Origin of the sequence: Nocardiopsis sp. EMB25 (assembly GCF_026797795.1) — a bacterium.
In the GTDB taxonomy this organism is placed as follows: Bacteria; Actinomycetota; Actinomycetes; order Streptosporangiales; family Streptosporangiaceae; genus Nocardiopsis; species Nocardiopsis lucentensis.
On sequence record NZ_JAMTDN010000001.1, the window covers coordinates 1,933,062 to 1,956,082 of the forward strand.

The 23,021-nt window shown below is 72.9% G+C and carries 18 protein-coding genes; 7 read left to right on the forward strand and 11 right to left on the reverse strand.

The genetic code is table 11. The annotated features are described in order from the left end of the window. Positions 1-13: 13 nt before the first annotated feature. The 4 genes from KIK06_RS08420 to KIK06_RS08435 all read right to left on the reverse strand — a co-directional run bounded on the left by KIK06_RS08420 (position 14) and on the right by KIK06_RS08435 (position 4,581). Entirely contained in the window at positions 14-1,261 is a 1,248-nt protein-coding gene (locus tag KIK06_RS08420; RefSeq protein WP_268642682.1) for a hypothetical protein, read from the reverse strand. 61 nt (positions 1,262-1,322) lie between these two features. Beyond that, positions 1,323-2,504 (reverse strand): class II D-tagatose-bisphosphate aldolase non-catalytic subunit, encoded by a 1,182-nt coding sequence (locus KIK06_RS08425; protein ID WP_268642683.1) that lies wholly within the window; start codon positions 2,502-2,504, stop codon positions 1,323-1,325. 108 nt (positions 2,505-2,612) lie between these two features. Further along, on the reverse strand, positions 2,613-3,287 hold the full coding sequence (locus KIK06_RS08430) for a ThuA domain-containing protein (protein ID WP_268642684.1): 675 nt from the start codon (positions 3,285-3,287) through the stop codon (positions 2,613-2,615). A gap of 82 nt (positions 3,288-3,369) precedes the next feature. Beyond that, positions 3,370-4,581 carry an FG-GAP repeat domain-containing protein gene (locus tag KIK06_RS08435; protein ID WP_268642685.1) on the reverse strand — a complete coding sequence of 404 codons (1,212 nt, stop codon included), beginning with the start codon at positions 4,579-4,581 and terminating at the stop codon, positions 3,370-3,372. 584 nt (positions 4,582-5,165) lie between these two features. Between KIK06_RS08435 and KIK06_RS08440 the strand changes: the two genes are divergently transcribed. Beyond that, positions 5,166-7,406 carry a dehydrogenase E1 component subunit alpha/beta gene (locus tag KIK06_RS08440; protein WP_268642686.1) on the forward strand — a complete coding sequence of 747 codons (2,241 nt, stop codon included), beginning with the start codon at positions 5,166-5,168 and terminating at the stop codon, positions 7,404-7,406. Positions 7,407-7,716: 310 nt separating this feature from the next. Here KIK06_RS08440 and KIK06_RS08445 read toward each other — a convergent pair whose 3' ends face one another. The 7 genes from KIK06_RS08445 to amiA form a co-directional block, all read right to left on the reverse strand. Next, positions 7,717-9,390: an ABC transporter ATP-binding protein gene (locus tag KIK06_RS08445; protein WP_017598921.1), complete on the reverse strand. Its 1,674-nt coding sequence runs from the start codon at positions 9,388-9,390 to the stop codon at positions 7,717-7,719. After that, positions 9,387-11,048 carry an ATP-binding cassette domain-containing protein gene (locus KIK06_RS08450; RefSeq protein WP_268642687.1) on the reverse strand — a complete coding sequence of 554 codons (1,662 nt, stop codon included), beginning with the start codon at positions 11,046-11,048 and terminating at the stop codon, positions 9,387-9,389. Before KIK06_RS08450 ends, KIK06_RS08445 begins: the two co-directional genes overlap by 4 nt. Beyond that, the gene (locus tag KIK06_RS08455) at positions 11,045-11,968 is read right to left on the reverse strand and encodes a hypothetical protein (RefSeq protein WP_268642688.1); all 924 of its coding nucleotides are present in this window, start codon (positions 11,966-11,968) and stop codon (positions 11,045-11,047) included. Before KIK06_RS08455 ends, KIK06_RS08450 begins: the two co-directional genes overlap by 4 nt. A 181-nt stretch (positions 11,969-12,149) precedes the next feature. Then, complete coding sequence (locus KIK06_RS08460) at positions 12,150-13,580, reverse strand: YcaO-like family protein (protein WP_268642689.1); 1,431 nt, start codon at positions 13,578-13,580, stop codon at positions 12,150-12,152. Beyond that, positions 13,577-14,581, reverse strand: coding sequence for a CocE/NonD family hydrolase (locus KIK06_RS08465; RefSeq protein WP_268642690.1), 1,005 nt, complete (start codon positions 14,579-14,581; stop codon positions 13,577-13,579). Before KIK06_RS08465 ends, KIK06_RS08460 begins: the two co-directional genes overlap by 4 nt. Next, positions 14,578-15,468 carry a hypothetical protein gene (locus KIK06_RS08470; RefSeq protein WP_268642691.1) on the reverse strand — a complete coding sequence of 297 codons (891 nt, stop codon included), beginning with the start codon at positions 15,466-15,468 and terminating at the stop codon, positions 14,578-14,580. The genes KIK06_RS08465 and KIK06_RS08470 overlap by 4 nt, the downstream gene beginning before the upstream one ends. 85 nt (positions 15,469-15,553) lie before the next feature. Further along, a complete protein-coding gene (amiA, locus tag KIK06_RS08475) occupies positions 15,554-15,736 on the reverse strand; it encodes a streptamidine family RiPP (protein ID WP_017598926.1) in 183 nt (60 codons plus the stop codon). Between the two features lie 116 nt (positions 15,737-15,852). Here amiA and KIK06_RS08480 point away from each other — a divergent pair, with 116 nt between their 5' ends. From KIK06_RS08480 to KIK06_RS08505, 6 genes are all read left to right on the forward strand, one after another. Further along, entirely contained in the window at positions 15,853-17,055 is a 1,203-nt protein-coding gene (locus KIK06_RS08480) for a hypothetical protein (RefSeq protein WP_268642692.1), read from the forward strand. A 3-nt stretch (positions 17,056-17,058) separates the two neighbouring features. Next, positions 17,059-18,825, forward strand: a complete 1,767-nt coding sequence (locus KIK06_RS08485; RefSeq protein WP_268642693.1) for a prolyl oligopeptidase family serine peptidase — start codon at positions 17,059-17,061, stop codon at positions 18,823-18,825. 146 nt (positions 18,826-18,971) lie between these two features. Continuing rightward, positions 18,972-19,997 (forward strand): FecCD family ABC transporter permease, encoded by a 1,026-nt coding sequence (locus tag KIK06_RS08490; RefSeq protein WP_327084678.1) that lies wholly within the window; start codon positions 18,972-18,974, stop codon positions 19,995-19,997. Beyond that, positions 19,994-20,830 (forward strand): ABC transporter ATP-binding protein, encoded by an 837-nt coding sequence (locus KIK06_RS08495; protein ID WP_268642695.1) that lies wholly within the window; start codon positions 19,994-19,996, stop codon positions 20,828-20,830. The genes KIK06_RS08490 and KIK06_RS08495 overlap by 4 nt, the downstream gene beginning before the upstream one ends. Beyond that, positions 20,827-21,870, forward strand: a complete 1,044-nt coding sequence (locus KIK06_RS08500; protein WP_268642696.1) for an ABC transporter substrate-binding protein — start codon at positions 20,827-20,829, stop codon at positions 21,868-21,870. The genes KIK06_RS08495 and KIK06_RS08500 overlap by 4 nt, the downstream gene beginning before the upstream one ends. 111 nt (positions 21,871-21,981) lie before the next feature. Continuing rightward, entirely contained in the window at positions 21,982-22,941 is a 960-nt protein-coding gene (locus KIK06_RS08505; RefSeq protein ID WP_268641594.1) for an IS481 family transposase, read from the forward strand. Positions 22,942-23,021 lie beyond the last annotated feature (80 nt).

Here is a 23,021-nt window from a genome sequence, read left to right on the forward strand (position 1 = left end):
TCGGACCGAACCGTCAAAGGTCCAACAGGTTCAGGTGGGTCACCGGGTCGATCTCGCCGTTCTCCTCCAACTGCGCGACCGCGTTCTCCAGGAACAGCACGCCCAGCAGATAGTGTCCGCCGGCCAGTTCGATCGGGCTCAGGTCGATGCTCCCGACGGTGCTCGCGCGCTTCTTGATGTCGGAGAGCCGGCACGCGGCCTCGGCCAGGAGGTGGAAGCCGTGGCCGAGGAGGAGTCGGCTGCGCCACCCCGGGTCCCCGGCCACCAGGGGTGCCAGGTCCTCGTGGTCGGAGATCGCGTCGACCAGTCCCCGGGCGGCCTCCCGGTACCCCGGGTAGAGTCCGCCCCGCTGGTGGACGGACACCTCCCGGGCGAAGTCCGTACCGGCGGTGTCGATCTCGAAGCCCTCGCGGAGACCGGCGTCCCACACGGTCAGGCTGAAGAGCACCTTGCCCCAGTCGTAGCCCAGGTCCCACGGCTGGAGCGTGCCGCGCGGGTCGATGATCCGCACGGTCGGCAGGCCGTCCTCCCGCCCGGTGACGAGCACGTTGCGCGTGTTGAGGTCGCCGTGCGCCGGGAAGTGCAGCCGGGTGGCGTCCACGTGGCGGGTCAGTTCCGGACGCCGGGCGAGGAGTTCGGCGATCTCCAGCGGGTGCCGACAGGGAACACCGTTGACGATGAGGTGCCCCCGCTCGGTGTACTCCCGCGGCAGGTGCCGCTCCAGGAGCCAGAACCGGCGGGTCAGCCGGTCCGCGTGGATCTCGGCGATCTGCCCGGGCTCCGAGCGGACCTCCTCCAGGCTCCATCCCCGACGGGCCAGGAGGGACATGGTGACGTCGAAGCGGTCGAAGAACTCCGCGACGTCGGGCCGCTCACCTCGGATGGAGGCCGCGATGTCCTCGTTGGGGTAGTAGGGCATCGTGTACGCGGACCAGTCATGGCCGTGGAACTCGCGCAGCTTCTCCGTGTACACGTCGCGCAGGGCCGGGGCGTCCGCCCGAATCTTGTCGATCTGACGGAGCTTGACCCGGAACGACTCCAGGTCGTGTCCGTCCACGGCACCGGGCATCTCCACCTGGAGTTTGAGCACCTGGTGCGTGCCGTCCGGCATGCGGATCCGCAGGATACGGGCGGGAGACCCTCCCTCGGTCACCTCCTCCTCCACGGTCGCCCGCAGCTCTTCGATCAGTTCCTCGATCAGTTCGTCCTCACGGGCCCCGATGCTCGTCTGCTCGGGGATCCGGTCGGTGGCCGTGGTCACTGTGTCCTCCTGTGGGCTGGGTGCGTCGCGGTACTGCCGACCGCCTCCGGCGGTACCGCGTTCACAGCGCGGAACCGGCGACCGGGACGCGCCGCTCGGTCGCGCGCAGCGGTCGCGCGTAGTTCTCGATCGACGCCTCGATCGCGGTGCGCAGCCGCGCGTCCACGTCCACGCCCCTGGACCGGGCCTCGTACTGGACGGCGGCCTTGATGTCGCGGAAGTGCTCGGTGTTGTAGACGTAGTGGCCCGCGATGACCGCGCGCTCGTAGTCGGTGGCCGTGGTGTCCTCCGCCATCCATTTGCGCCAGGAACCGGAGGCGTAGGCCAGGGCGAGGAACCGCTCCAGTTGGATGCCCAGGCCCAGTTCCCTCAGCAGTGCGATGAAGGCCCGTGTCTCGACCACGCCGAACTCGGGTGCGACGTTGAGCGCGTGCACCCCCTTGGCGGAGAGGTAGGCGACCGTGGCCTCGCTCAGGTAGTCGCAGTTGTGCGCCTTCAGGGCGATTCCGTGGCGTTCGGTGACGTCGGCGAGCGCCCGGACGGCGACCCCGACCGCGCTGGGGGCCACACCGACGCCTCCGGTGTTGCGCGTCTCCACGACCTTGGTGCCGGTCTGGGCGACCACGAAGGTGGGCAGCGGCAGGTCGGCCTTGCCCAGCCGGTCCAGGGCGGTGGCGAGGAGTTCCTGGAACTCGAAGGGGTCGTTGGTGTCCCGTCCCTGGTCCTCGAACCCGATCTCGAACATCACCTCCCGGCCCTGGCCGCGCGCGTACTCGACGCACTGCCCGTACAGCTCCACGGCCCGGTCGATGGCCACCGTGTCGTCGGCGACCCCGTCCAGGTCCATGGAGGTGTCGATGTGCAGCAGGTCGAAACCGTTGCGGATGTCCTCCTGGTAGGACTCCAACGCGGACGCCATGGCCTGCTCGGGGGTCAGCCGCCGGTCGCGCTCACCGGCGGATTGATAGGGGCCGCCGTGGTCCCGGCACAGCAGGAGGCGTCCGTCGACGTCGTTGCCGCGCACGTACTCGGCGAACGCGGCGGTGTCCCACCCCTCGACGTAGCCACCGCCCTGGCTGGCCGCCTCGACCTGGCGGCGACTGGGGATGAGCATGAGCTTCTGGTCGAGTCGGGCGGCGACGTCGAGGGTCGCGTCCACGGCGTTCTTCGACATGGGTCCGACACCCAGCCGGGAGGGAACGTCGGGGGTCGGGGAGCCGGACGGGCGTGTGCTGTCTGACATGGGAACCTTCCGAATCTTCGCGTGTTCTTCGGGGGGTGGGTGGGCACGGACCGTTGTCAGGGGCCCGGATGCGAGGTTCGGTGAAAGCGGTCTGCGGAGCCGCCGGCCTCAGGAGGGAGCCGACGCCGCCCGGGTGGCCCAGCGGACGCCCCGGGCCAGGAGGCGGTCGGCGTCAGGGATCTGGAGATCCTCCACGTAGTGGCCGACCGACATGTAGAAGACACGCCCGGAGCCCCAGGTCCTGGTCCAGGCGACGGGCGAGGTCAGCCCCTCGATCCAAGGGAGGTGCCCACCGCCGAAGGCGGTCTCGGCCAGGACGTGGTTCGAGGGGTCGGTGTGCATGTAGTACTGCTCGGAGGCGACCTCGAAGTCGGACACCCCCGAGGTCACCGGGTGGTCGTGGTCGACGATCCGCACCTTGTACGGAACGCGCACGCCCTCTCCTCCCGGGTGGGACACGCAGTTGCCGCCGACCATCATGTTGTAGGTCAGGCTCGCCCTGAACGAGGCGGCCATGCCGTGCCAGCCCGCGACCCCCAGGCCGTCCCGGACGGAGCGGGAGAACCGCTCCTCCGTGGAGGGCGGGAGTCGCTCGGTGGTGTCGGACTGCGTCCATCCCAGGAGGACGAGGTCGAAACCGGACAGGTCGTCACCGAGACGCGAAGGGTCGGCGGTCAGCTCGGTCTCGTACCCGAGATCGTGCAGCTTGGGCGTGAGCCAGCGGGCGACGCCGTCGGGGTTGTGCCCCGGCCAGCCTCCCGCCAGGTAGAGGATTCTGGGCATGCTGGGTCTTCTCCCGTTCGTTCTCGAAGGGGTGCTCGGCATGACGTACGGGTCCGCCGCGGGACCGGAGGCGCCCGAGAGGTCAGGCGGGCGTCCCCTGGTTGTGGGCGATGACCACCTTGGGGGTCTCGGCCTGGAAGTAGCCGGGGACGGAGTAGCCGACCGTGGCGAAGTCGAGCCGTCCGTCCCCGTTGAAGTCGGCGACGGCGATGCGGGCCGCGGACTCGGTGGACACCCGCTTGCGCGTCCACAGGCCCCGCGCGGCGTCGACGGCCTTGTAGTAGTGGACGCCCTGCCAGGGTTCGGGTCCCCGGAGGGCGACGAGGAACTCGTCCTCTCCGTCACCGTCGAAGTCGGCGCAGACCAGGTCGTGCCCAGGCCCCTCGCCGAGCTCGTTCGGGTCGCCGAACACGTCCAGGACCGTGCGTTCCCAGCGCTCTCCGTGGCCGTCGGCGCGCGTGTAGACGGCGACCGTGTTGCCGTGGAAGGGTTCGAGGGCGGCGACGTAGGAGCCCTGACCGCCGTTGAGTCTGCCCTGGGAGGCGCTGTTGCTCCCGGTGAAGCCCGTGCGGTCCCGCTGGCTCCGTTCTCCGGCCCCGACGGGGGTGGCACGCCACGCCCCGGTAGCGGGGTCGGGGTCGAGCCGGGTGACTCCTTCGGCGCTGGCGATGAGGAAGGGGTCGTCTAGGGAGCGGTGCGCCCGCCGGGCCGGGGTGAGTTCGTGGACGAGCAGGTAGGAGCCGTCGTCGATGGTCTCCGCGGCCCATCGGCCTGTGGGGGAGCCCTCGGGGCGGTAGGCCGTCAGCCGGACCGGTTGGGACAGGGCCGCGCGGCCACCGCCCGGACCCACCATCGGGGCGGCGAGCACGCGGAGGTCCCGGCGGGCACCCAGGCGGACGCCGAGCACGCGGTGCGCGGAGCAGAGCTGACCGATGTCGTGCCGTTCCCAGGGGCCGGACTCCACCCCTCCCCCTGGGTTCGCGAGCCAGGAGACGAGCCCCTCCTCGGGGTCGCACTCGCTCAGGGTAGGCCCGTACTCGTGGCACACGACCAGGTCCGGCCGGCCGTCACCGGTGATGTCCGCCGCGTCGACGGCGACGGGACAACGCAGTTCGGCGATCTCCCGCTTCGTCCAGTCGGAGTTGCGGTACCAGGCGATCCGCCCGTCGGCCACACCCGACGTGACGAGGTCGACCCGCCCGTCACCGTCGATGTCCGCGGCGGTGATCCAGTATCCGTCCGTGATCTCGTCGTCAACGATCTCCAGTCGGAAACCGGGTACGGCCAGGGACATACCAACACCCCCAATAAGAACTTGCACATACATAAGATGCTTGACTGTGTTATGCACAGACAAATTACGCCTGGACGCAAAAACACAGCAAGGCACACTCTTCGTGTTTGAGATCACACAGCCTGAGAGCGGGGAGTGAGGCGCTACAAGCAGTGATCGAATGGTCGCCAAACCCCAGGTGGGCGCGCACGCACGGGCAGCCGCCCCGGTCGCACAGTTGATCGTGGCCGCTCCAGGCCCAGGGAACCCCCTTGTGCACAACCCCCGCCGTGGAGTAAAAGGCCCACCGGCATCGCTGACGTCACACGAGGAGCAGACTCAGCGGGAAAACAGACACATGATGCTCATGAATCACTACTTTTGGCTACGAATCAAAGGTGGGTGGAACGGGGGTGACCGAACGCCGGCCACGCCAGGGGCCGGGATCGCCACCGTCGTGGAACCGGGCGGCGGCACGGCCCGCGCAACCAGGAGCCCCGTTTCCCCGCGGGGTCTTGGCACGGGGAGCCGGTGGGAACCATCGTGGAGGAGCACACACCGACCGGTGTGGCCCGATCCCCGACGGACACGGAGGACTCCACCCGATGAGCGACACAGGCGGCCCCGCCGCGGTCGACCGGCACTTCCGGGACACGGTCGCCGCCCTGCCCCCGGCCCAGCCGCGCCCGGCAGCGGCACCGATCACGCCCGACGGCCCGGTCACCGGCGACGACCTGCTACGGGTCTTCACCGCACAGGCGGGCAGTCGGCAGCTCGACTTCGCCGCCCGTGAACTGGGAGCCGGGAAGCAGGGCTTCTACAGCATCGGATCGGCGGGCCACGAGGGCAACGCCGCGGTCGCCGCCGCGCTGCGCCCCACCGACCCCGCGCTCCTGCACTACCGCTCCGGCGCCTTCTTCCTGTACCGCGGGGGCCAACTCCCCGGGCAGCAGCCGCTGTGGGACGTCCTGCTCGGCGTCGTCGCCGCGGCGGAGGAGCCGATCAGCGGCGGCCGGCACAAGGTGTTCGGCAGCAAACCCGCCGCCGTGATCCCCCAGACCTCGACCATCGCCTCGCACCTGCCGCGCGCGGTGGGACTGGCGTTCGCCGTCGAACGCGCGGCCCAGCTCGGGGTGGAGACCGAGTGGCCCACCGACGCCGTGGTGGTGTGCAGCTTCGGCGACGCCTCGGCCAACCACTCCACGGCCACGGGCGCGATCAACGCCGCCCTGCACTCGGCCCACCAGGGCATCCCCGTGCCCGTCCTGTTCGTGTGCGAGGACAACGGCATCGGGATCAGCGTGCGCACCCCCACGGAGTGGATCGACAGCGCCTACGGCCACCGGCCGGGCCTGCGCTACCTCGACGCCGACGGCGGCGACCCGCTGGACGCGTTGACGGCGGCCACGCACGCCGCGGACTGGGTGCGCCGGAACCGGGCGCCCGCGTTCCTGCGGCTGCGGACCGTCCGTCTGATGGGGCACGCCGGGTCCGACGTGGAGACCGCCTACCGGAGCCGGACCGAGATCGCGGCGGGCCTGGAGCGCGACCCGCTCGTGGGGACCGCGCGCCGTCTCGTCTCCTCCGGCGTGCTCACCCCCGAGGAGGTCATCGACCGCTACGACCGCATCCGCGACGAGGTGGCCGAGCTCGCCGAGAAGGCGTGCGCCCGGCCCAGGCTCCGGTCGGCGGCCGAGGTCGCCGCGCCGCTCGCGCCGCACCGCCCCCGGGAGGTGCGCGCCGACGCCGCGCGCACCGCGCCCGAGGACGACCGGCGGCGGGCGTTCAAGGGAGCGTTGCCCGAGGACGAGGGACCGGTGACCCTCGCCCAGGCCGTCAACGGCACGCTCGCCGACCTGCTGTGCCGGGACCGCGACGTCCTGGTGTTCGGTGAGGACGTGAGCCGCAAGGGCGGTGTGTACGGCGTCACGAAGGGGCTGCGCAAGCGGTTCGGGGCGCGCCGGGTCTTCGACACGCTGCTCGACGAGCAGAGCGTCCTGGGCGCCGCCCTGGGAGCGGCGCTGGCGGGGTTCGTGCCGATCCCCGAGATCCAGTACCTGGCCTACGTGCACAACGCCGAGGACCAGATCCGCGGCGAGGCCGCCACGCTGTCCTTCTTCTCCCGGGGCCAGTACCGCAACCCGATGGTGGTGCGCATCGCGGGCTACGCCTACCAGAAGGGCTTCGGCGGGCACTTCCACAACGACAACTCGGTGGCCGCGCTGCGGGACATCCCCGGCGTCGTGATCGCCTCGCCCTCCCGGGCCGACGACGCCGCCCACATGCTGCGCACCTGTGTGGCGGCGGCGCGCGAGGACGGCCGGGTCTGCGTCTTCCTCGAACCGATCGCCCTCTACCACACGCGCGACCTGCACGAGCCCGGCGACGGCGGATGGCTGGCCCCCTACCCGCCGCCGGACGCCTGGGACGCGCGGCACGCCGGACTCGGCCGGGCCCGCACCTACGGCGACGGGGCCGACCTGACCCTGGTCACCTTCGCCAACGGGGTGCCCATGTGCCTGCGCACGGCACGCCGTCTGGCCGAACGTGGGATCCGCGCCCGGGTGCTGGACCTGCGCTGGCTCGCCCCGCTACCCGCCGCCGACCTGCTCAGGGAGGCCGAGGCCACGGGCCGGGTGCTGGTCGTCGACGAGACCCGCCGCACGGGGGGCGTGTCCGAGGCGGTGCTCGCCGAACTCGTCGACGCGGGTTTCGGCGGCGCGATGGGCAGGGTGAACAGCATGGACAGCTTCGTCCCCCTGGGTCCGGCCGCCGACCGGGTGCTGTTGAGCGAGGAGATGATCGAGGAGGCCGCCGAGCGGCTGGTGTCCGCCGACCGCCGGTGAGGGCGGCGCCGGGGTGCCGGTGGGAACTCCCGTGCACGGGAGTTCCCACCGGCACCCGTGTTTCGTTCCGAGTGTGATGGGGGTGTGTCCCGCGTTTCTCGGAGTCGGATCCCCGGGCTCTGGGACCGTGTGACCTCACGCAGGCGTCGTGGGCCGTCGTGGACGCCCCGTCGGGTTCCGACGCACGGTCCTGGGCCCGGTCGGGGCCGGTCGCCGCTCCAGCCGCGGGTCCGCGCGGTGACGGGGCCGGACGGCGGGCGTCTCCCGGGAAGGTGGGGACGGTCGTTGCGCGGAGTCGGCCGCCCGTCTCCTACACGGTGTGCGGGATCCCGGCCACGTCGACGACGCGTTCGAGCCGGGCGAGGGTCTCGGCCCGGTGGGAGGCGATGAGGACGGTACCGTCGAATCGCGCGATGACGTCGGAGACCAGTCGTTCGGTGGCCGGGTCGAGGCTGGCGGTGACCTCGTCCACAAGCAGGACGCGCGGACGGCGGGCGAGGGCGCGGGCGAGGCACAGGCGTGCCCTCTGGCCGCCGGACAGCCGCACACCCGCCTCGCCGAGTTCGTCGTCGAGACCGATCCAGGAGGCCGCTTCGACGCGTTCGAGCAGGGCGGCCAGGTCCTCGTCGGACCGCGGCCCGCAGCCGCGCAGCAGGTTGTCGCGGACGGTGCCGTGGAAGAGCACCGCGTCCTGGTCGACCAGGGCGACGGCCCCCCGCAGCGCCGCGTCGTCGAGATCGGCGACGCAGACGCCCCCGCCGTCCGCCGTGACGAGTTCGACGCTGCCCGCCGAGGGGTCCCAGAGCCGGGCCGCGAGGGCGATGACGGTGCTCTTGCCCGAGCCGGAGGGGCCGACCAGCCCGACGTGTTCGCCGGGGGCGAGTTCGGCGGACCAGGACGTGAGCGTCGGCCGTCGGCCCTCGTAGGAGAAGGACACGTCCCGGAACCGGAGGCCGAGCGGCCCGGCGGGCAGTTGTCGTGGCGCTTCGGGGACGGCGACGACCGGGGGGCGGTTGATTCCGGCGGCGACGCGTTCGGCGCCGGAGACGAGTGGATGGAGCCGGGTGAGGGTGTCGGTGGCGTCGACGACCGCGGCGATGCCGGTCAGGGCCAGAGCGACCAGCGCGGGCAGGTCCGCGGGGGCCAGCCGTGCCTGGGCGCCTTCGGAGAGCACGCCCGCGGCGGCGGCGCTGGTGGCGATGACGCCGATGACCACGGCGGTGAGGATGAGTTCCCGGAGGGCGGTGACCGTGTGCGAGAGCAGTTCGCGCCGTCGCGCGGTGGCGGCGGCGCGTGCGGTGGCCGCGCTGGTCTCGGCGATGATCCGGGGGGCGAGTCCGTAGGCGAGGACCTCCCGTAGCGCGCCGAGCGCGTCGACGATGTGCTCGGACAGGTCCGAGCGCTCACGCTGCTCCCGCTCGCCCAGTCGCCTGGCCGCTCGCGCCCAGTACAGAGCGCTGCTCGCCACGACCGCGGCGCCCAGGAGCATGACGAGCGCGGCTCCGGGCGACAGGACGGACGCGGTGGCCAGGACGGCGACGAACAGGGTGAGCGAGGCGCCGAGCTGGGCGACCGTGTGGGCGTAGAAGAACTCGAGCTTTTCGATGTCGTCCATCGCGACGGCGGCCGCGCGTCCGGAGTGCTCGCGGCGCCGGCCGGGAACACTGCGCGCGTAGGCGTCGAACAGCGCCATCCTCAACCGGGCCAGCACACGGTAGGCCAGGGCATGGGAGACGTCCATCTCCCGCCAGGTCAGAACCACGCGCAGCAGCACGAGCCCGAGGACCAGGGCCCACCAGAGGGGTCCGGGCGGTGTCCGCTCCACGACGGCGTGGCCGACCGCCCATGCCGTGAGGACGGTCAGACCGGCCAGGCCGAGCGCGCTCGCGGTGCCGACCAGGTAGATCCAGAGCATCCCCCGCCATTCGGGCCGCAGGACGGGCAGCAGCGCGCGAAAGGCGCGGAACGCGGAGAGGGTGTTCACGAGGCGCTCCTGTTCAGGTGTCCGGAGTCGAGGCTCAGCACGTGGGGGACCTCGGTGAGGCTCTCGGAGCGGTGGCTGATCATGATGACGACGCGGTCGCGGGCCACCCGGTGCAGAGTCCGGATGACGTCCGCGGCGCGGTCGGCGTCCAACGCGCTCGTCGGCTCGTCGACGAGCAGGACCGGGCGCCGTGCCAACAGTGCGCGGGCCAGGGCGAGGCGTTGGCGCTGTCCGCCGGACAGGCTGGTGCCGGCTTCGGCGACCTCGGTGTCGAAGCCGCGCGGGAAGCGCCGGATCTCGTCGAGGATCCCCGCGTCGCGGCAGGCCGCGACGAGGTCCGCCTCCGCGGTGGCGCCGGTGACCGCGAGGTTGTCGCGGACGGTCCCGGCGAAGAGGACCGGTCGCTGGGAGACCACGGCGATGTCGGAGGTGCGCAGGGGCCGACCGTCGAGGTCGATGCCGCCGGTGCGCGGGGTGAGGAAGCCGAGGAGGAGGTCGAAGAGGGTGGACTTGCCCGCCCCGGAGGCTCCGACGATCGCGGTGAGGGAGCCCCGCCGAGCGGTCAGGTCGAGGTCGTGGATGACGTCGCCCGGGGCGCCTGGGTAACGGAAGCTCAGACCGTCCACACGCAGCACGTCCGCACGTCGGTCCCCGGTCGCCCGGCCGCCTCCGGGGCCGGACGCGGTGTGGACGGGGACGGCGTCGCTCCGTTCGGTGAAGGCCCCGATCCTGTCGAGGCCGGGGACCGCGGTGAGTCCGAGGAATCCGGCGTGCCAGTGCCGCGAGAGGTCCCGGATGGGCCGGAACGCCTCGGAGGAGAGCAGGAGGATCAGGTAGACCTCGACGGCGGGGGCCTGCCCGGCGGCCGCCTGGGCGACGGCGACGGCGGCGGCCGCGACCGCTCCCCCCTGGACGGCCGCGTCGGTGACGGCCGTCTCGCCCAGGGAGCCGCGCATCACCCGTTCGGTGGCCCCGCGCAGCGCCTCCGAGCGGGCGTCCAACCGGTCGCGGGTGCCGGGCACGTCACCGAGCGTGCGCAGGGTGGCCATACCGCGCAGGGATTCGAGCAGGTCGGCGCTGAGCGCCTCGTAGCTGTCCCAGTGGTCGAGTCCGCGCCGGGCCATCATCCGTTTCCACGCCATGGGCCCCGCCAGGGCCAGCACGACCCCGGCGGCGACGCACAGTCCCGCCCACGGTGAGAGCACCAGGAGGCCGGTCACGACGATCGGGCAGGTGAGGAGCAGCTGCATGACGACGGGAACGTACTTGGAGACGTAGGCGTCGATGCCGTCGACGCCGTCACCGAGGCTGGCACGCATCGAGCCGTCCCGGGCCGCGGTGTCGTGCAGCCGCTCGGGCACGAGCGCGGCCCGCATCGCGCGGCGGCGAACCGCCTGCCTGACCCGGCCGCCCAGATGTGCGGCGGCCGACGCCTGGCCCAGGGAGAGCACCAGACGCAGCAGTGCGATCCCGAGGATCAGCGACAGCGCGACGAGCACCTCCCGGGCCTGCCCGTGCAGCACCGCCGACATCGACCAGGCGATCGCCACGGCCTGTCCGAGGTGGGTGAGGAAGACGAGGACCAGCAGGGCGACGCTCCGTGCCAGGGACGCGGGGAACCGGGCCGCCTCCCGCCACAGCAGGGGGACGATCATCATGCGGCTGACTCCTTGTCGAGGTCGGGTGCGCCGGGGAGCATCGCCAGCGCGTGGACGGTCCAGCGGCCGCGCGCGGCGACGCATCCCGACACCGGTCGGCAGCGCCATCGTCGTGACAGGGCGCCCGCGTAACACAGGCCGGCCGCGGCCCGGTGGGCCCGCCACAGGGCCTCGACGAACTCGGCGGCGGGCGCGTCCGTCGCGACGGACCACGTCTCCAACCGGTGGGCCCCGAGCACCCAGGCCTGCCCGGAGGCCCGCGCGAGGTCCGCGGCCCGCGGATCGTGTGTGCGCGCCGCGGCCTCGAACTCGCCGATCGCCGGGGAACGCCTCGCGGCCAGGGCGTCCCGGCGCTCGGGGAGGACCGACCAGGAGTCGGGCAGCTCGACGGTGGCCAGCGGGATCTCCGGCGCGAGTCCGCGCGTGATCCACCGGCCGTGGTCGGCCGCGCGCGGAACGCCGAGGAGCTCGCGCAGCCGCGGTCCGGGGCCCAGCCGGACCGCGGCGGGGGCCGGAGCGCACAGGAACTCCACGGCGGTCAGGGCGTAGGCGGTGTCCGCGATCCACAGCGGCCAGGCCCGGTGACGGTACCGGCCGAAGCTTCGACCGGGTTGCACGGTCAGGACCAGGTGGGTCCCCGTCACGTCGGCGCCCGTGCCGGGGGCGGGCCAGCCCGCCTCCCGTTCGCGGGTCTCGTCGCGCCGGAGGAGGGTGCCGCGCTCCAGGTCGAAGGCGTACCGTCCCGCTTCCAGGGGGCCGTCCGCGCCGACGACCAGGTGGGTGTGCACGGGGTAGGCCGCTCCCGCGGAGGGCACCGGGCGCTTGGGGACGCGGGTCACCGTCCCGTCGGCCAGGCGGTGGTGTCCTGAGCCGCGCCACAGGCCGTCGAGCAGGGTGCGTTCACGTTCCGGTACCGCCACCGGGTCGGCTCCGGCCCGGCGCCAGGGATTGGCGCGCGGCCCGGGCGGGCGGGGCGGACCCGGTGTCTCGGCCGCGAAGGCGCGTGCCAGTGCGGGCGGCAGGCGCGGGGGGTCGGCCGGACCGCGTCGAGCACCGGGCGGAGAGGGGTTCGATGGAGAGGAGCGGGGCATGGGGGCGGACTCACATGTGCGGGGGCGGAACGAGGGTGACGTCCGTGGGGCTCCCGTCCCAGGAGGTGCGCCACCCCCGTTCGAGCGCCGCGTGCCCGAAACGGGGCATGCCGAGGTAGGCGAAGGCCGCCGGGGCGTTCGGGACGAGCCCCGTGACGAAGCTCCGCACCACCCGGAGCGGGGTGCGACGGACATCGCTCGTCGTCAGGTCGCGGGTGAGGACGCGGTGCCCGCGGGCGGCCAGCCGCCGGTAGACGTCGTCCATCGACACGGTCGGAACCGCGGTGATCGGCCGGGTTCCCAGAGCGGGCGCCGTGAAGCGGCGGGCCTCTCCGTGGACCCGGGGGTCGAGCCAGAGCTGGACGTGCGCGCCCAGGTCGACGACGTGCTCGCACTGGGCGCCGGCGGCGTCGAGATAGGTGGCGTCGGCGCGGAAGTCGAGATAGAGGCCGCGGGCCATCAGGCCCTGCTCGACGGCGCGGAAGACCCACCCGTCGGCGGCGGTGCAGCCCTGGGTGTAGACCCAGGTGTGGACGGCTTCGAGGACGGCCTTGCGGGCGGCCCTGACCGGGTCGAGCGAGGCGGAGAACCCCGCGGCGTACAGGCCGCGTTCCCCGTCGTGCACGAGTGCGGCCACGGCGGGGGCGAACTCCGAGGGCATGGCCACCAGGGACACGTCCAGGGAACCGCCGCGCAGGTCGTCCGCCAGTCCGGGAACGCTGGCGGGGTCGATGCCGAAGGTGGGTCCGTCCAGGTGCCACCACAGTTCGAGGGCGTCGCGTTCGATGATCTCCAGGACCCCTCGGTCCCGCGCGTCGTCGACCCCCTGCCCGGTGGCGATCCCGGCGTAGTTCAGGTGGTGGACGCGCGGCAGGCGCCGGAGGCGCGACTGCCTCCAGTTGAGGTAGACCAGCGAGGCAGGCATCCAGACCGCGGCGCCGCCGAGGTCGTCGCAGCGCGCCCAGAGGGTGGGGGTGTCCTCGGTGAGGGGCTGGTAGGGAAACCCTGCGCGGGTGTACTGCCACGGGGCGAACAGGGGCAGGTCACCGAGGTCGATCGGGTGGCGGCCGGCGGCCAGCAGTTCCGCTCGGGATCCGATGCGCAGTTCGTCGTCGGGGAGGTCCGCGGGAAGCCAGTTCCCGCAGTAGCGCTCGACCCCTTCGGCGATCGCGGCGATCCTGGCCTGCGCCACGTCGTCGAACGACGTGCCCAGCGAGACGCGGTCGGCCGGCCACTCACCGAGCTGTCGAGCGTCGGCGACGGCCGCGGTCAGTCCGATGTAGGCGGCGGGAGCGCCGGCGGGGTGCGGCACGGCCCGCACGGATCGGATGACGCCGCATTCGGGGTCGACGAGCGCCTCCACGGGCATGGGGCGGTCGGCCCCGGTGGCGGTGTTCTCGGCGGTACCCGGGCGGTGCCGCACGGTCGTGGGGAGGGTCACGGTGAGGTCCTTTCGTGGCGCCAGGCCCCTGACGCGGGATCGAGGGTCGACCGGGTGCGGGACGCGGACACGGACGCGTCCGTGAGGATCCCGGTCCACTCCGCCGGGGCGCCGGGCAGTCCCTGGGCCGCCAGCCACGGGTCGATGATGTGGGTCAGTCCGCCCGCGGCCCTGATACCGGACCGCAGGGTCGGGTCGGCGACGCCTGCGGCCAGGCGGTGTCCCCAGGGACCGCTGGCGAAGTGGTTCGGGGCGCTCCACGCGCGCGCGAGCCGCCGGGCGTCGTCGTGGAAGAAGTCGTCATCGCCGCTGATCACCAGGAGTGGCACGTCGATGTGGCCGTAGCGCGACGCCAGGTCCACACGCTCCGCGCTCCACAGCCGCCGCCAGCCGGTCAACGCCGACGGCGACCAGCCCCAGTGCTCGGCGGCCTCGACGACGCCCCGCTCGCGTGCCTGTGCGACGCGTCGGTCGAGTTCGCCCGCGGGCAGCGGGGGCCGGGAGCGCCGGTGGCGTCCGTGTTCGTGCCACCAGCCGATGCGGTGCGGGATCTGCGGGGAGCCCTGGGCGTCCCACGCGGTCTCGGCCAGTCCGAGGGCGGGGACGAGGGCGATGATCGCCGAGACCGGGGACGCGCCCTCGCGTGTCACGGCCCGGGCGGCCTCCAACGCCGTGTGGGCGGCGTAGGAGGCGCCGAAGAGGACCAGCGGCAGCCCGTCGTACTCGTCGAGCAGGTGGGCGATCACCCGTCCGCCGTCGTCCCCCTCATGTGCGTAGGGGGACCATGCTCCCGCTGACCGGTAGCGTCCGCGCACGTCCTGGACGAGGCAGTGGTATCCGCGGGCGTTCCATGAGCGTGCCGTCGTCTCGTGCTGGTCGGCGTCGTAGGGGGTGCGGATCACCACGAGGCCCTCCGGGTCCGCGCATTCCCAGATCCGCCCGCGTAGGGCGGTGCCGTCGCCTCCTCGGCACAGGTGTTCGCGTCCGGGTTCCTCGGTCATACCCGCTGACGCGCTTGCCGGTCGAGGGCGGACGGCGGGTCGTAGGCCAGGACGGGGTGCTCACTGATCGTGCCGGTGGCGGGGACCAGCTTCCACAGGGTGCCGCGGTAGCCCTGCAATGCCTCCGAGTCCTGTGCCCACGCCAGGGCGAGGGTGAGCAGTCGGCTCGTCAGCAGCATGCGCGCGGCGGGCGAGGGGGGTGCGTCGGCCACGGCCGCGCGCCGCCAGGTGTCGAGTTCGCGGGGGACCAGGCTCGCCGCCAGGCGTCGCCGGTACACCTGTGCGGATCCGGGGTCGTCCGCGCTGAGGCAGATCGGATCGACGAAACCGTTCTCGCCCTCGCGGTAGGCGCGCAGCCAGGCGACGCCCTGGCTCGGCAGCGCGTCGAGCCGGTCCCATCCGCCGCGCTCGGCGGGTGAGTCCGCGTACGCGACCACGAGCCCCCACGGCCAGGCTCCCTCTGCGCGGGAACCGGCCGTGGCGCCGTTCTCGCGATCGCCGTCGGCCGTGCCGTCCACCGAGGCGAGCAGGGCGGCGCCGTCGGTGTGGCGGGTGACGGCCGCGCCCCAGTCGGTCAGGGCGTCGGCCGTCGCGTCGACGATCGGACCGCCGCCGACCAGGGCGACCTCGCGCCGCGGACCGGGCCAGCGGCGCTGTGCGTCCTCCTCCTCGCGCGCGGACATCGTCGCCCGAAGCGCCGCGGCGTACTCGGCGGCCTCCCCGTCGCCGCCCGAGGCACCGCCCAGGGCGTCCAGGAGACGGGGCGGCGGGGACACCAGACGGAGGAAGCGCCCGGAGGAGGTGCGTACGGCATCGGTGCGCCCGCCGTCGACGATGACGTGCGCGCCGGTCCCCGGCACGGGGGCGATGGATGGTTCTGGGGGCATGGCCGACCTCTCACAGGGCCCGGTCGGGCAGCACGGGGCCGCCCGACCGGGTGGTTCTCACTGACTACGTCGCGGGGGACGAGGGTCAGTCGAAGGGGTTCTCGACCAGCGCGTTGGAGTGCGTGGCCGACAGGTGCGCCAGCTGCTCGGACTCCTCGATCTCGGCGACGACGTCGAAGGGGTTCTCGACGAGCGCGTTGGAGTGCGTGGCGGAGAGGTGGGCGAGCTGCTCGGGCTCCTCGATCTCGGCGACGATCTTGTTGTCCATAGGGGAATCCCTTCTCAAGGCAGGACGTATCGGTCATCGGTGCCGATAGGTGTTCGCCGGGGCGAACGGGACTCACCATAATTGAAAACGGTTGTCATTTCCAATAGGCTGGCCGCATGAACTTCCAGGAGCTCCTCGTGGCCGACTACCGCGCGGGCCGCACCTACGCCGTCGCCGACGGCGCCGTGACACCGCTCGGCGACGCCGTCCTCGCCGAGCACGCCGGGGTCCTCACACTGCCCCGCCGTGGCGAGGACGGCCCCGCACGGGCCTTCGTCGACGACCGCTCCGGCGCGCTCGTGGTCTGCGGACCGCACGGTGAACGGCGCTTCCCCGTGGCCATCCCCGGTGAGCACCTCGCCTGCGACGCCTCGGGCCGCTACGTGGTGGTCACGACCGGACTGGGCGCGAACGCGGAGGCGTGGAGCGACGTCGTCACCCTCGTCGACCTGGAGCGGGGCGGGTCGGCACGGTTCCGCTCACGGGTCGGCGAGCCCGGGGCGATGATCGTCCCGGACCAGGCCGGCGGCGAGCCGACGGTCGTGCTGCGCCACCGGGAGCCCGGCGCCCTCGAGGCGCTTCCGCTCTCCCGGTGCCTCGACGTCGCCCCCCACGTGCCCCGGATCACCGGTGAGGCCGTCCGCGAGATCGCCGACGACGGGCACGGCGACGTCGTCGACCAGCGCACCGGCGTCGCCGCGACCGCGACCGGCGAAGGACTGGAGCGTTTCGTCGTCGAGGGCGGCGTCCCGCGCATGCTCGGCACCGTCGCCTGGCCCGTGCCCGGACGCGCCTACTACCTGCGCCTGGACCCGGCCACCGGCCGTGCGGTGGGCGTGGTCCGGGGCGGTCCGGCGTCCCCGACGCGATGGACCGAGTGGACGAACCACCTGGTCGACATCGACCTGTCCACCGGCCGGACGCGCCGTCTGGAGCTGCCTCGGGGCCTGGCCTTCCGCTTCGCGCTCGGCGGCACCCGGGCCGCCGTCGCCACGATCCATCCCGACGGTGACGAGCTCACCGTCATCGAGCGGGCCGATCCGCTGATGGGCGCCGCGCACCGGATCCCGCTTCCCGCGATGTCGTGCCCGCCCTCCCCCGGGCACCTGCCCTGGGACCCCGTCGGCGACGCACCCGCACAGCGGCGCGCCGTGGCCGTCGATCCCACCGGGACGACGGTCGCGGTGACCCGAGGGGGCGACGGCCAACTGCACCTGTTCCACGACGGCCGACTCGACACCGTCACCGTGCCCAGCCCCCTCGACGAGGGCGGGCACCTGCACTGGCACGGCGGCGACGTCGACACCGTCGGTCGGTGAGCGATGCACGACTCCCTCCCTCCCCTCGTCCCCGCCATCGACGCCGCGCTCACGAAGTGGGAACGGCACGGCCGCCCGGGCCTGCCGGAGAACGGATTCGCGCTCAGCCGGCCGCCCGGACGCCGACGCCACGGGATCTACCGTGTGGACACCGGCTCCCCGGTGATCGAGCCCGAGGGGCACATCCTGCGCATGGCCCCCTCTCCGGACGGACGCAGCATCTGCGTCCAGATAGCCGAGCGCGCGGACGAGGACGCCGCACTGGGGCTGGTCGACACCGCCACCGGAGCCCTGCGGCTCTACCCGGAGGTCCGCTGCCGCTACGACCCCATGCTCTGGGCCGGTGACTCGTCCGGTGTCGAACTGGTCGCCGGCCGGTCCCACGGCCTCGTCCGCCTCGACGCGCGCACCGGGAGGACGACGGTCTCGGCCGTGTCGCCGCACACCCGGCTCAGGCTCTTCCCCGGAGGCCGGAGCGGACTGTTCGCCGAGAGCCGCCCGGGAAGGCCCAGCCGCCTCGTCGACCGGGCCACCGGGGCCGAGGTCGCCGTGTTGGGCGCCATCGTCCGGGTCCTGCCCGTCGACGAGGGCGTGGTCGTCGACGACGGCACCCGCCTGCGGTGCCTCGAACCGGGCAGCGGTGCCGAGAGATGGCGCTGGGAGGACCCGGACCTGCGGGTCACCTCCTTCGCCGCCCGCGGCCAGGACGTCGTCGCCGTCGGCGTACGCGCCGGCCGCAGTGTCATCGTGCGACTCACCCAGGGCTCGGTCTCGGCCGAACGGGAGGTCACCTACGGGGGCGCCCCAGCCGTCGCGACCGGCGTGAGCGCTGACGCCGACCGGTTCCACGCCCTCGTCGAGGGCCCGGTCCTGCCGCCGCGCGTCATCCCCGCCGAGGAACTGCTGTCCGACCGGCCCCCAGCGGTCCGCCGGGAAGCTCCGGCACGCACCGAACGACACGTCTTCACCGCCGAGGACGGCGCACGCGTCCCCGTCGTGGTCACCTCACCGGCCGACGCCCGGGGCCCCGCTCCGCTGATCCTCACCTGCTACGGCGGCTTCGGCGTGCCGAGTCTGGCGACGTTCGAGCCGACCGTGCCCGCGTGGGTCGAACAGGGCGGCCGGTACGCCGTCGCCCAGGTCCGGGGCGGAGGCGAACACGGCCCCGCCTGGCGTCGGGCCGGGCACGGACTCGCCAAGGGCCGCGGCATCGACGACCTCACCGTCATCGCACGCGGCCTGGTCGAGGCCGGACTCACCCGGCCCGACCTGCTCGTCCTGGCGGGCGCCTCCCACGGCGGAGTCCTGGCCACCAGCTGCGCCCTCGGATCGCCGGACCTGTGCGCCGGGGTCGTCAGTACCGCGGCCCCACTCGACCTGCTCAACCTCGGCGCCCACCCGCTCGGACAGCGGTGGGCCGGCGAGTTCGGTGCCTCGGACTCCCCCGAGGGGATCGCGCACCTGCGCCGGATCTCACCCCTGCACCGTGCCGAGGCCCTCACCTCCGGCGCCGCCGTCCCCCGCTTCCTCGGCATCGTGTTGGCGGAGGACTCCCGGGTGGTCGCCGACGACACCCTGGCGGTCGCCGACGCGCTGTGCCGTGTCGGGGGCGGCGCCACCGTATGGCGCGCCCCGGACACGGGGCACGGCGGCAACCACCTCGACAGCCTCCATCGTCTCGGGGCGACCGTCCTGAGCTTCGCCGCCGCCACCACCGGATCAGCACAGACCGCCCCGTCAACGACCGGAGAGAACCCCCGCGACAGATGACACGAGCAACGAACGAGAAACGCGTGTCGGCTCCCCTCCCACGCCTCCTGACCAACGCGCGCACCGGAGGCGCGCCTCCCGACGGCGCCCCGGACGCTCCCGCTCCCGCGGTCGACGCCCGGCGGCGCGGCGTGCTCGCCGCCCGGATCCTCGTTCCGGCCCTGGCTCTGGCGCTGGTCGCGGTGGTGCTGCTGTCGACGAGCACCGGCACGATCGACGTGTCCCCGGCGGACGCCCTGCGCATCGTCATCGGCCACCTCGTGCCCGGGATGCCGTGGATGTCGGACGGGTCGCTGACGACGGTGCAGGACAACGCCGTCTGGCGGTTCCGACTGCCCCGCGTGCTCCTGGCCGCGACCGCCGGCGCCGCGCTCGCCCTGGCCGGGGCACTGATGCAGGCCGTGGTCCACAACTCCCTGGCCGAGCCCTACATCCTCGGTGTCTCCGCCGGCGCCGGGGTCGGCGCGGTCTCGTTCATCGTCCTGGGCGTCGGGGCCGGCTCCCTCGGTGTGGGGGGCGCGGCCTTCCTCGGCGCGCTCCTGGCCACCGCGGCCGTCTACACCCTGGCCCACAAGAACGGGCGCATCGCACCCCAGCGCCTCATCCTGGCGGGCGTCGCCCTCGGTTCCCTGTTCAGCGCCGTGACCAGCTATCTGACCATCACCACCGAGGCGCAGAACGTCTTCAGCATCATGTTCTTCCTGCTGGGTTCGGTCTCCGCCGCCACGATGGGCCACCTCGCCCTGCCCTCGACGGCGCTGCTCGCCGTGGGGCTCTACGCCGCCTTCCGCGCGCGGGCGCTCAACGCCCTTCTCGTCGGGGACGACGCGGCCGCGTCCCTGGGCGTCAACGTCAACCGGCTGCGCAGCGCGACCCTCGTCGCCGCGGCCCTGCTGACCGGATCGGTCGTCGCGGTCTCCGGAGGCATCGGCTTCGTCGGGCTGATCATCCCCCACATCGCCCGCATCATCGTCGGTTCCGACCACCGCCGGATGCTTCCGGTCGCCTTGCTCGGCGGAGCGGTGTTCCTCGCCACCTGCGACTTCCTGGCCCGGACCCTCGCCGCTCCCACGGAGATCCCCCTGGGCGTGCTCACCGCGATGGTCGGAGCACCGTTCTTCCTGTGGCTGCTGCGACGCGACCGCGCCGACGGCGTGGGGGTGGGCCGATGAGAGTCGACATCGAGAACCTCACCGCCCACCGCGGCGGACGGCCCGTCGTCACCGACGTGAGCGTCGCGGTGCCCTCGGGCACCGTACTCGGGCTGCTCGGACCCAACGGGAGCGGCAAGTCCACACTGCTGCGCACCGTGTCGGGGCTCGCGGCCCCCTCAGCCGGCCGTGTGCGCTTCGACGGCACCGACATCACCGCGCTCAAGCGCGGGGAGCTCGCCCGGCACGTGGCGGTGATGGCCCAGGAGCACAGCGAGGAGTTCGAGATCCCCGTCCTCGACATGGTGCTGCTCGGGCGCATCCCGCACGGACGCGGGTACGGACGCGACTCCGACCGCGACATCGCCCTCGCGCGGGAGGCCCTCATCCGCGTCGGCGCCGCGCACCTGGAGGCCCGGCCGTTCTCGGCCCTCTCCGGTGGCGAGCGCCAGCGTGTGCTGTTCGCCCGCGCGCTCACCCAGGACACACCCGTGCTCGTCCTCGACGAGCCCACGAACCACCTCGACATCGCCCATCAGCTCGAACTCCTCGACCTGGTCAGAGCCACCGACCGCACCGTGATGGTCGCCCTGCACGACCTGAACCTGGCCGCGCGCTCCTGCGACGCCGTCGGCGTCCTGGCCGAGGGGCGCCTGCTCTCCCTCGGCGCCCCGGACGAGGTGCTGCACACCGACCTGGTCCGTTCGGTCTTCGGCGTCGAGTCGACAGCGGTCGCCCATCCGCGTTCCGGACGGCGGCACCTGCTCTTCGACGCCCGCAGCCCGCTGGAGCCGAACGACCACGACCCCGCGAACCCATCCATCACGACCCAGGAAGAAATCAGCACCCCATGACAGGCAATGCCACCCGGGCCACGTCCCCACGCCGTTCCCGTCCCCTCACCCTCTCGACCGCGTGCGCCGCCCTGGCCGTGCTGCCGCTGGCGCTGACCGCCTGCGGCAGCGGTGTCACCGCCGACTCGGCGGACACCGGGGACTCCGGGCAGACCGTGACGGTCACGAACTGCGGACGTGAGCTGTCCTTCGACACCACGCCCAGCAGCGTCGTCGGACTGATGCCCTCGCAGACCGAACTGCTCATCCGCCTCGGCGCGGGGGACTCCATCGTCGGCCAGGCCCAGACCGAGGTCTCGGCGCTGCCGGACGACATCGCCGACGAGGCCGCCGACATCCCGGTACTCAGCGCGGACGCGCCGCCGGCCCGTGAGGACCTGCTCGCCGTCACCCCCGACTTCGTGGCCTCCCCGACGGAGTACGAGTTCACCGCCGAACAGGGCTTCGCCAGCATCGAGCAACTGAACGAGAACGGTGCCCAGGCCTACGTCGCGACCGGTGGCTGCGCCGACCGCCGCAACACCGCGCAGGTCACCGACGTGCTGACCGATATCGCCGACCTCGGCGCCATCCTGGGCGTGCCCGACGCGGCCGAGGAGCTCACACAGGACGTCGAGGAACGGCTGGCCGCCGTGGAGGACGCGATCGGCGACTCCGCGCGGCCCACCGTCGCGCAGGTCTACGTCGAGGGCGACTCGCTGTCGGCCATCGGCGCCGGCATCGAGGCCGACATCATCGAGACCGCCGGTGGCGACAACGTCTTCGACCCCGACGCACCCGAGTTCGCCGACTTCTTCGCCGCCCAGATCAACCCGGAGGAGATCATCAGCCGCGCTCCCGAAGCCATCGTGTTCGGCGTGAGCGGAGCCGAGCACGAGGAGCGGACCCGCGAGTACCTTCGCGGCACCTTCCCCGACGTTCCGGCCGTGGAGGACGATCTCCTCATCGCCGTTCCCGCGAGTGACCTGTACCCCGGCGCCCTGGGCAATGTGGACGCCGTGGAGACGATCGCCCAGCGGCTCTACCCGGACGCGCCCTAGATGTACTGACCACGGAGGTTGGTAACACCCACCCCGGTCGACGCACAACAAGAGGGCCTTCGGTATCGGTGTGGATTACCACATCTACACCAGCTCACCAGAAGGCCCTCGATGCCCCACACTACCCACGCCAACGCCCGCCTGACCCCCGCAGGACGCCTGCTCCTGGCCCAGTGCGTCGTCGAGGACGGCTGGCCGCTGCGGCGGGCCGCCGAACGCTTCCAGGTCAGTCCCACCACCGCCAAACGGTGGGCCACCCGCTACAGGGCCCTGGGCTCGGCCGGGATGACCGACGCCTCCAGCCGCCCGGCCCGCTCGCCCCGGCGCACCCCCACCCGACGCGAACGCCGCGTCATCAAGCTCCGCGTCACCCACCGGTGGGGTCCGGCCCGTATCGGCGGCCACCTGCGCATGCACGCCTCCACCGTGCACCGGATCCTGACCCGGCACCGCATGTCCCGCCTGGCGCATCTGGACCGGGCCACCGGACGGACGGTACGCCGCTACGAACGGACCCGGCCCGGCGAGTTGGTGCACGTGGACATCAAGAAACTCGGCAACATCCCCAACGGCGGCGGCCACAAAGTCCTGGGACGCCCCCAGGGCCGCAAACACCGTGCCAAGGCCGGGTACGCCTATGTGCACAACGCCGTGGACGACCACTCCCGGTTGGCCTACTCAGAGATCCTGGCCGACGAGAAGAAGGACACCGCGACCGGCTTCTGGGAACGCGCCCACGCCTACTTCGCGTCGGTGGGCATCGTGGTGGAGCGGGTGCTGACCGACAACGGGTCCTGCTACCGGTCCCACACCTGGCGGGACCTGCTCGCCGACCAGGGCGTCAAGCACAAGCGCACCCGCCCCTACCGGCCCCAGACCAACGGCAAGGTGGAACGGTTCAACCGGACCCTGACCGACGAATGGGCCTACGCCCGCCCCTACCGGTCCGAGACCGAGAAGCGGGAGGCGTTCACCGGGTGGCTGCACGGCTACAATCACCACCGGTTCCACACCGCGATCAGCGGCCCTCCCGCTTCTCGTGTACCTAACCTCTCAGGTCAATACACCTAGACGACGCGCGGGAGGGCGCACGCTCGCGCACCGCGTCCCCCGCCAGCACCTCTGACCGGCCCCGGCCGGGTATCACACCC

Coding starts and splice junctions, on each gene's coding strand:
- KIK06_RS08495 (WP_268642695.1), top strand. CDS start 19,994: ATGAGAGTCGACATCGAGAACCTCACCGCCCACCGCGGCGGACGGCCC.
- KIK06_RS08500 (WP_268642696.1), top strand. CDS start 20,827: ATGACAGGCAATGCCACCCGGGCCACGTCCCCACGCCGTTCCCGTCCC.
- KIK06_RS08470 (WP_268642691.1), bottom strand. CDS start 15,468: ATGCCCCCAGAACCATCCATCGCCCCCGTGCCGGGGACCGGCGCGCAC.
- KIK06_RS08425 (WP_268642683.1), bottom strand. CDS start 2,504: ATGTCAGACAGCACACGCCCGTCCGGCTCCCCGACCCCCGACGTTCCC.
- KIK06_RS08505 (WP_268641594.1), top strand. CDS start 21,982: ATGCCCCACACTACCCACGCCAACGCCCGCCTGACCCCCGCAGGACGC.
- amiA (WP_017598926.1), bottom strand. CDS start 15,736: ATGGACAACAAGATCGTCGCCGAGATCGAGGAGCCCGAGCAGCTCGCC.
- KIK06_RS08485 (WP_268642693.1), top strand. CDS start 17,059: ATGCACGACTCCCTCCCTCCCCTCGTCCCCGCCATCGACGCCGCGCTC.
- KIK06_RS08450 (WP_268642687.1), bottom strand. CDS start 11,048: ATGATGATCGTCCCCCTGCTGTGGCGGGAGGCGGCCCGGTTCCCCGCG.
- KIK06_RS08435 (WP_268642685.1), bottom strand. CDS start 4,581: ATGTCCCTGGCCGTACCCGGTTTCCGACTGGAGATCGTTGACGACGAG.
- KIK06_RS08440 (WP_268642686.1), top strand. CDS start 5,166: ATGAGCGACACAGGCGGCCCCGCCGCGGTCGACCGGCACTTCCGGGAC.
- KIK06_RS08480 (WP_268642692.1), top strand. CDS start 15,853: ATGAACTTCCAGGAGCTCCTCGTGGCCGACTACCGCGCGGGCCGCACC.
- KIK06_RS08465 (WP_268642690.1), bottom strand. CDS start 14,581: ATGACCGAGGAACCCGGACGCGAACACCTGTGCCGAGGAGGCGACGGC.
- KIK06_RS08430 (WP_268642684.1), bottom strand. CDS start 3,287: ATGCCCAGAATCCTCTACCTGGCGGGAGGCTGGCCGGGGCACAACCCC.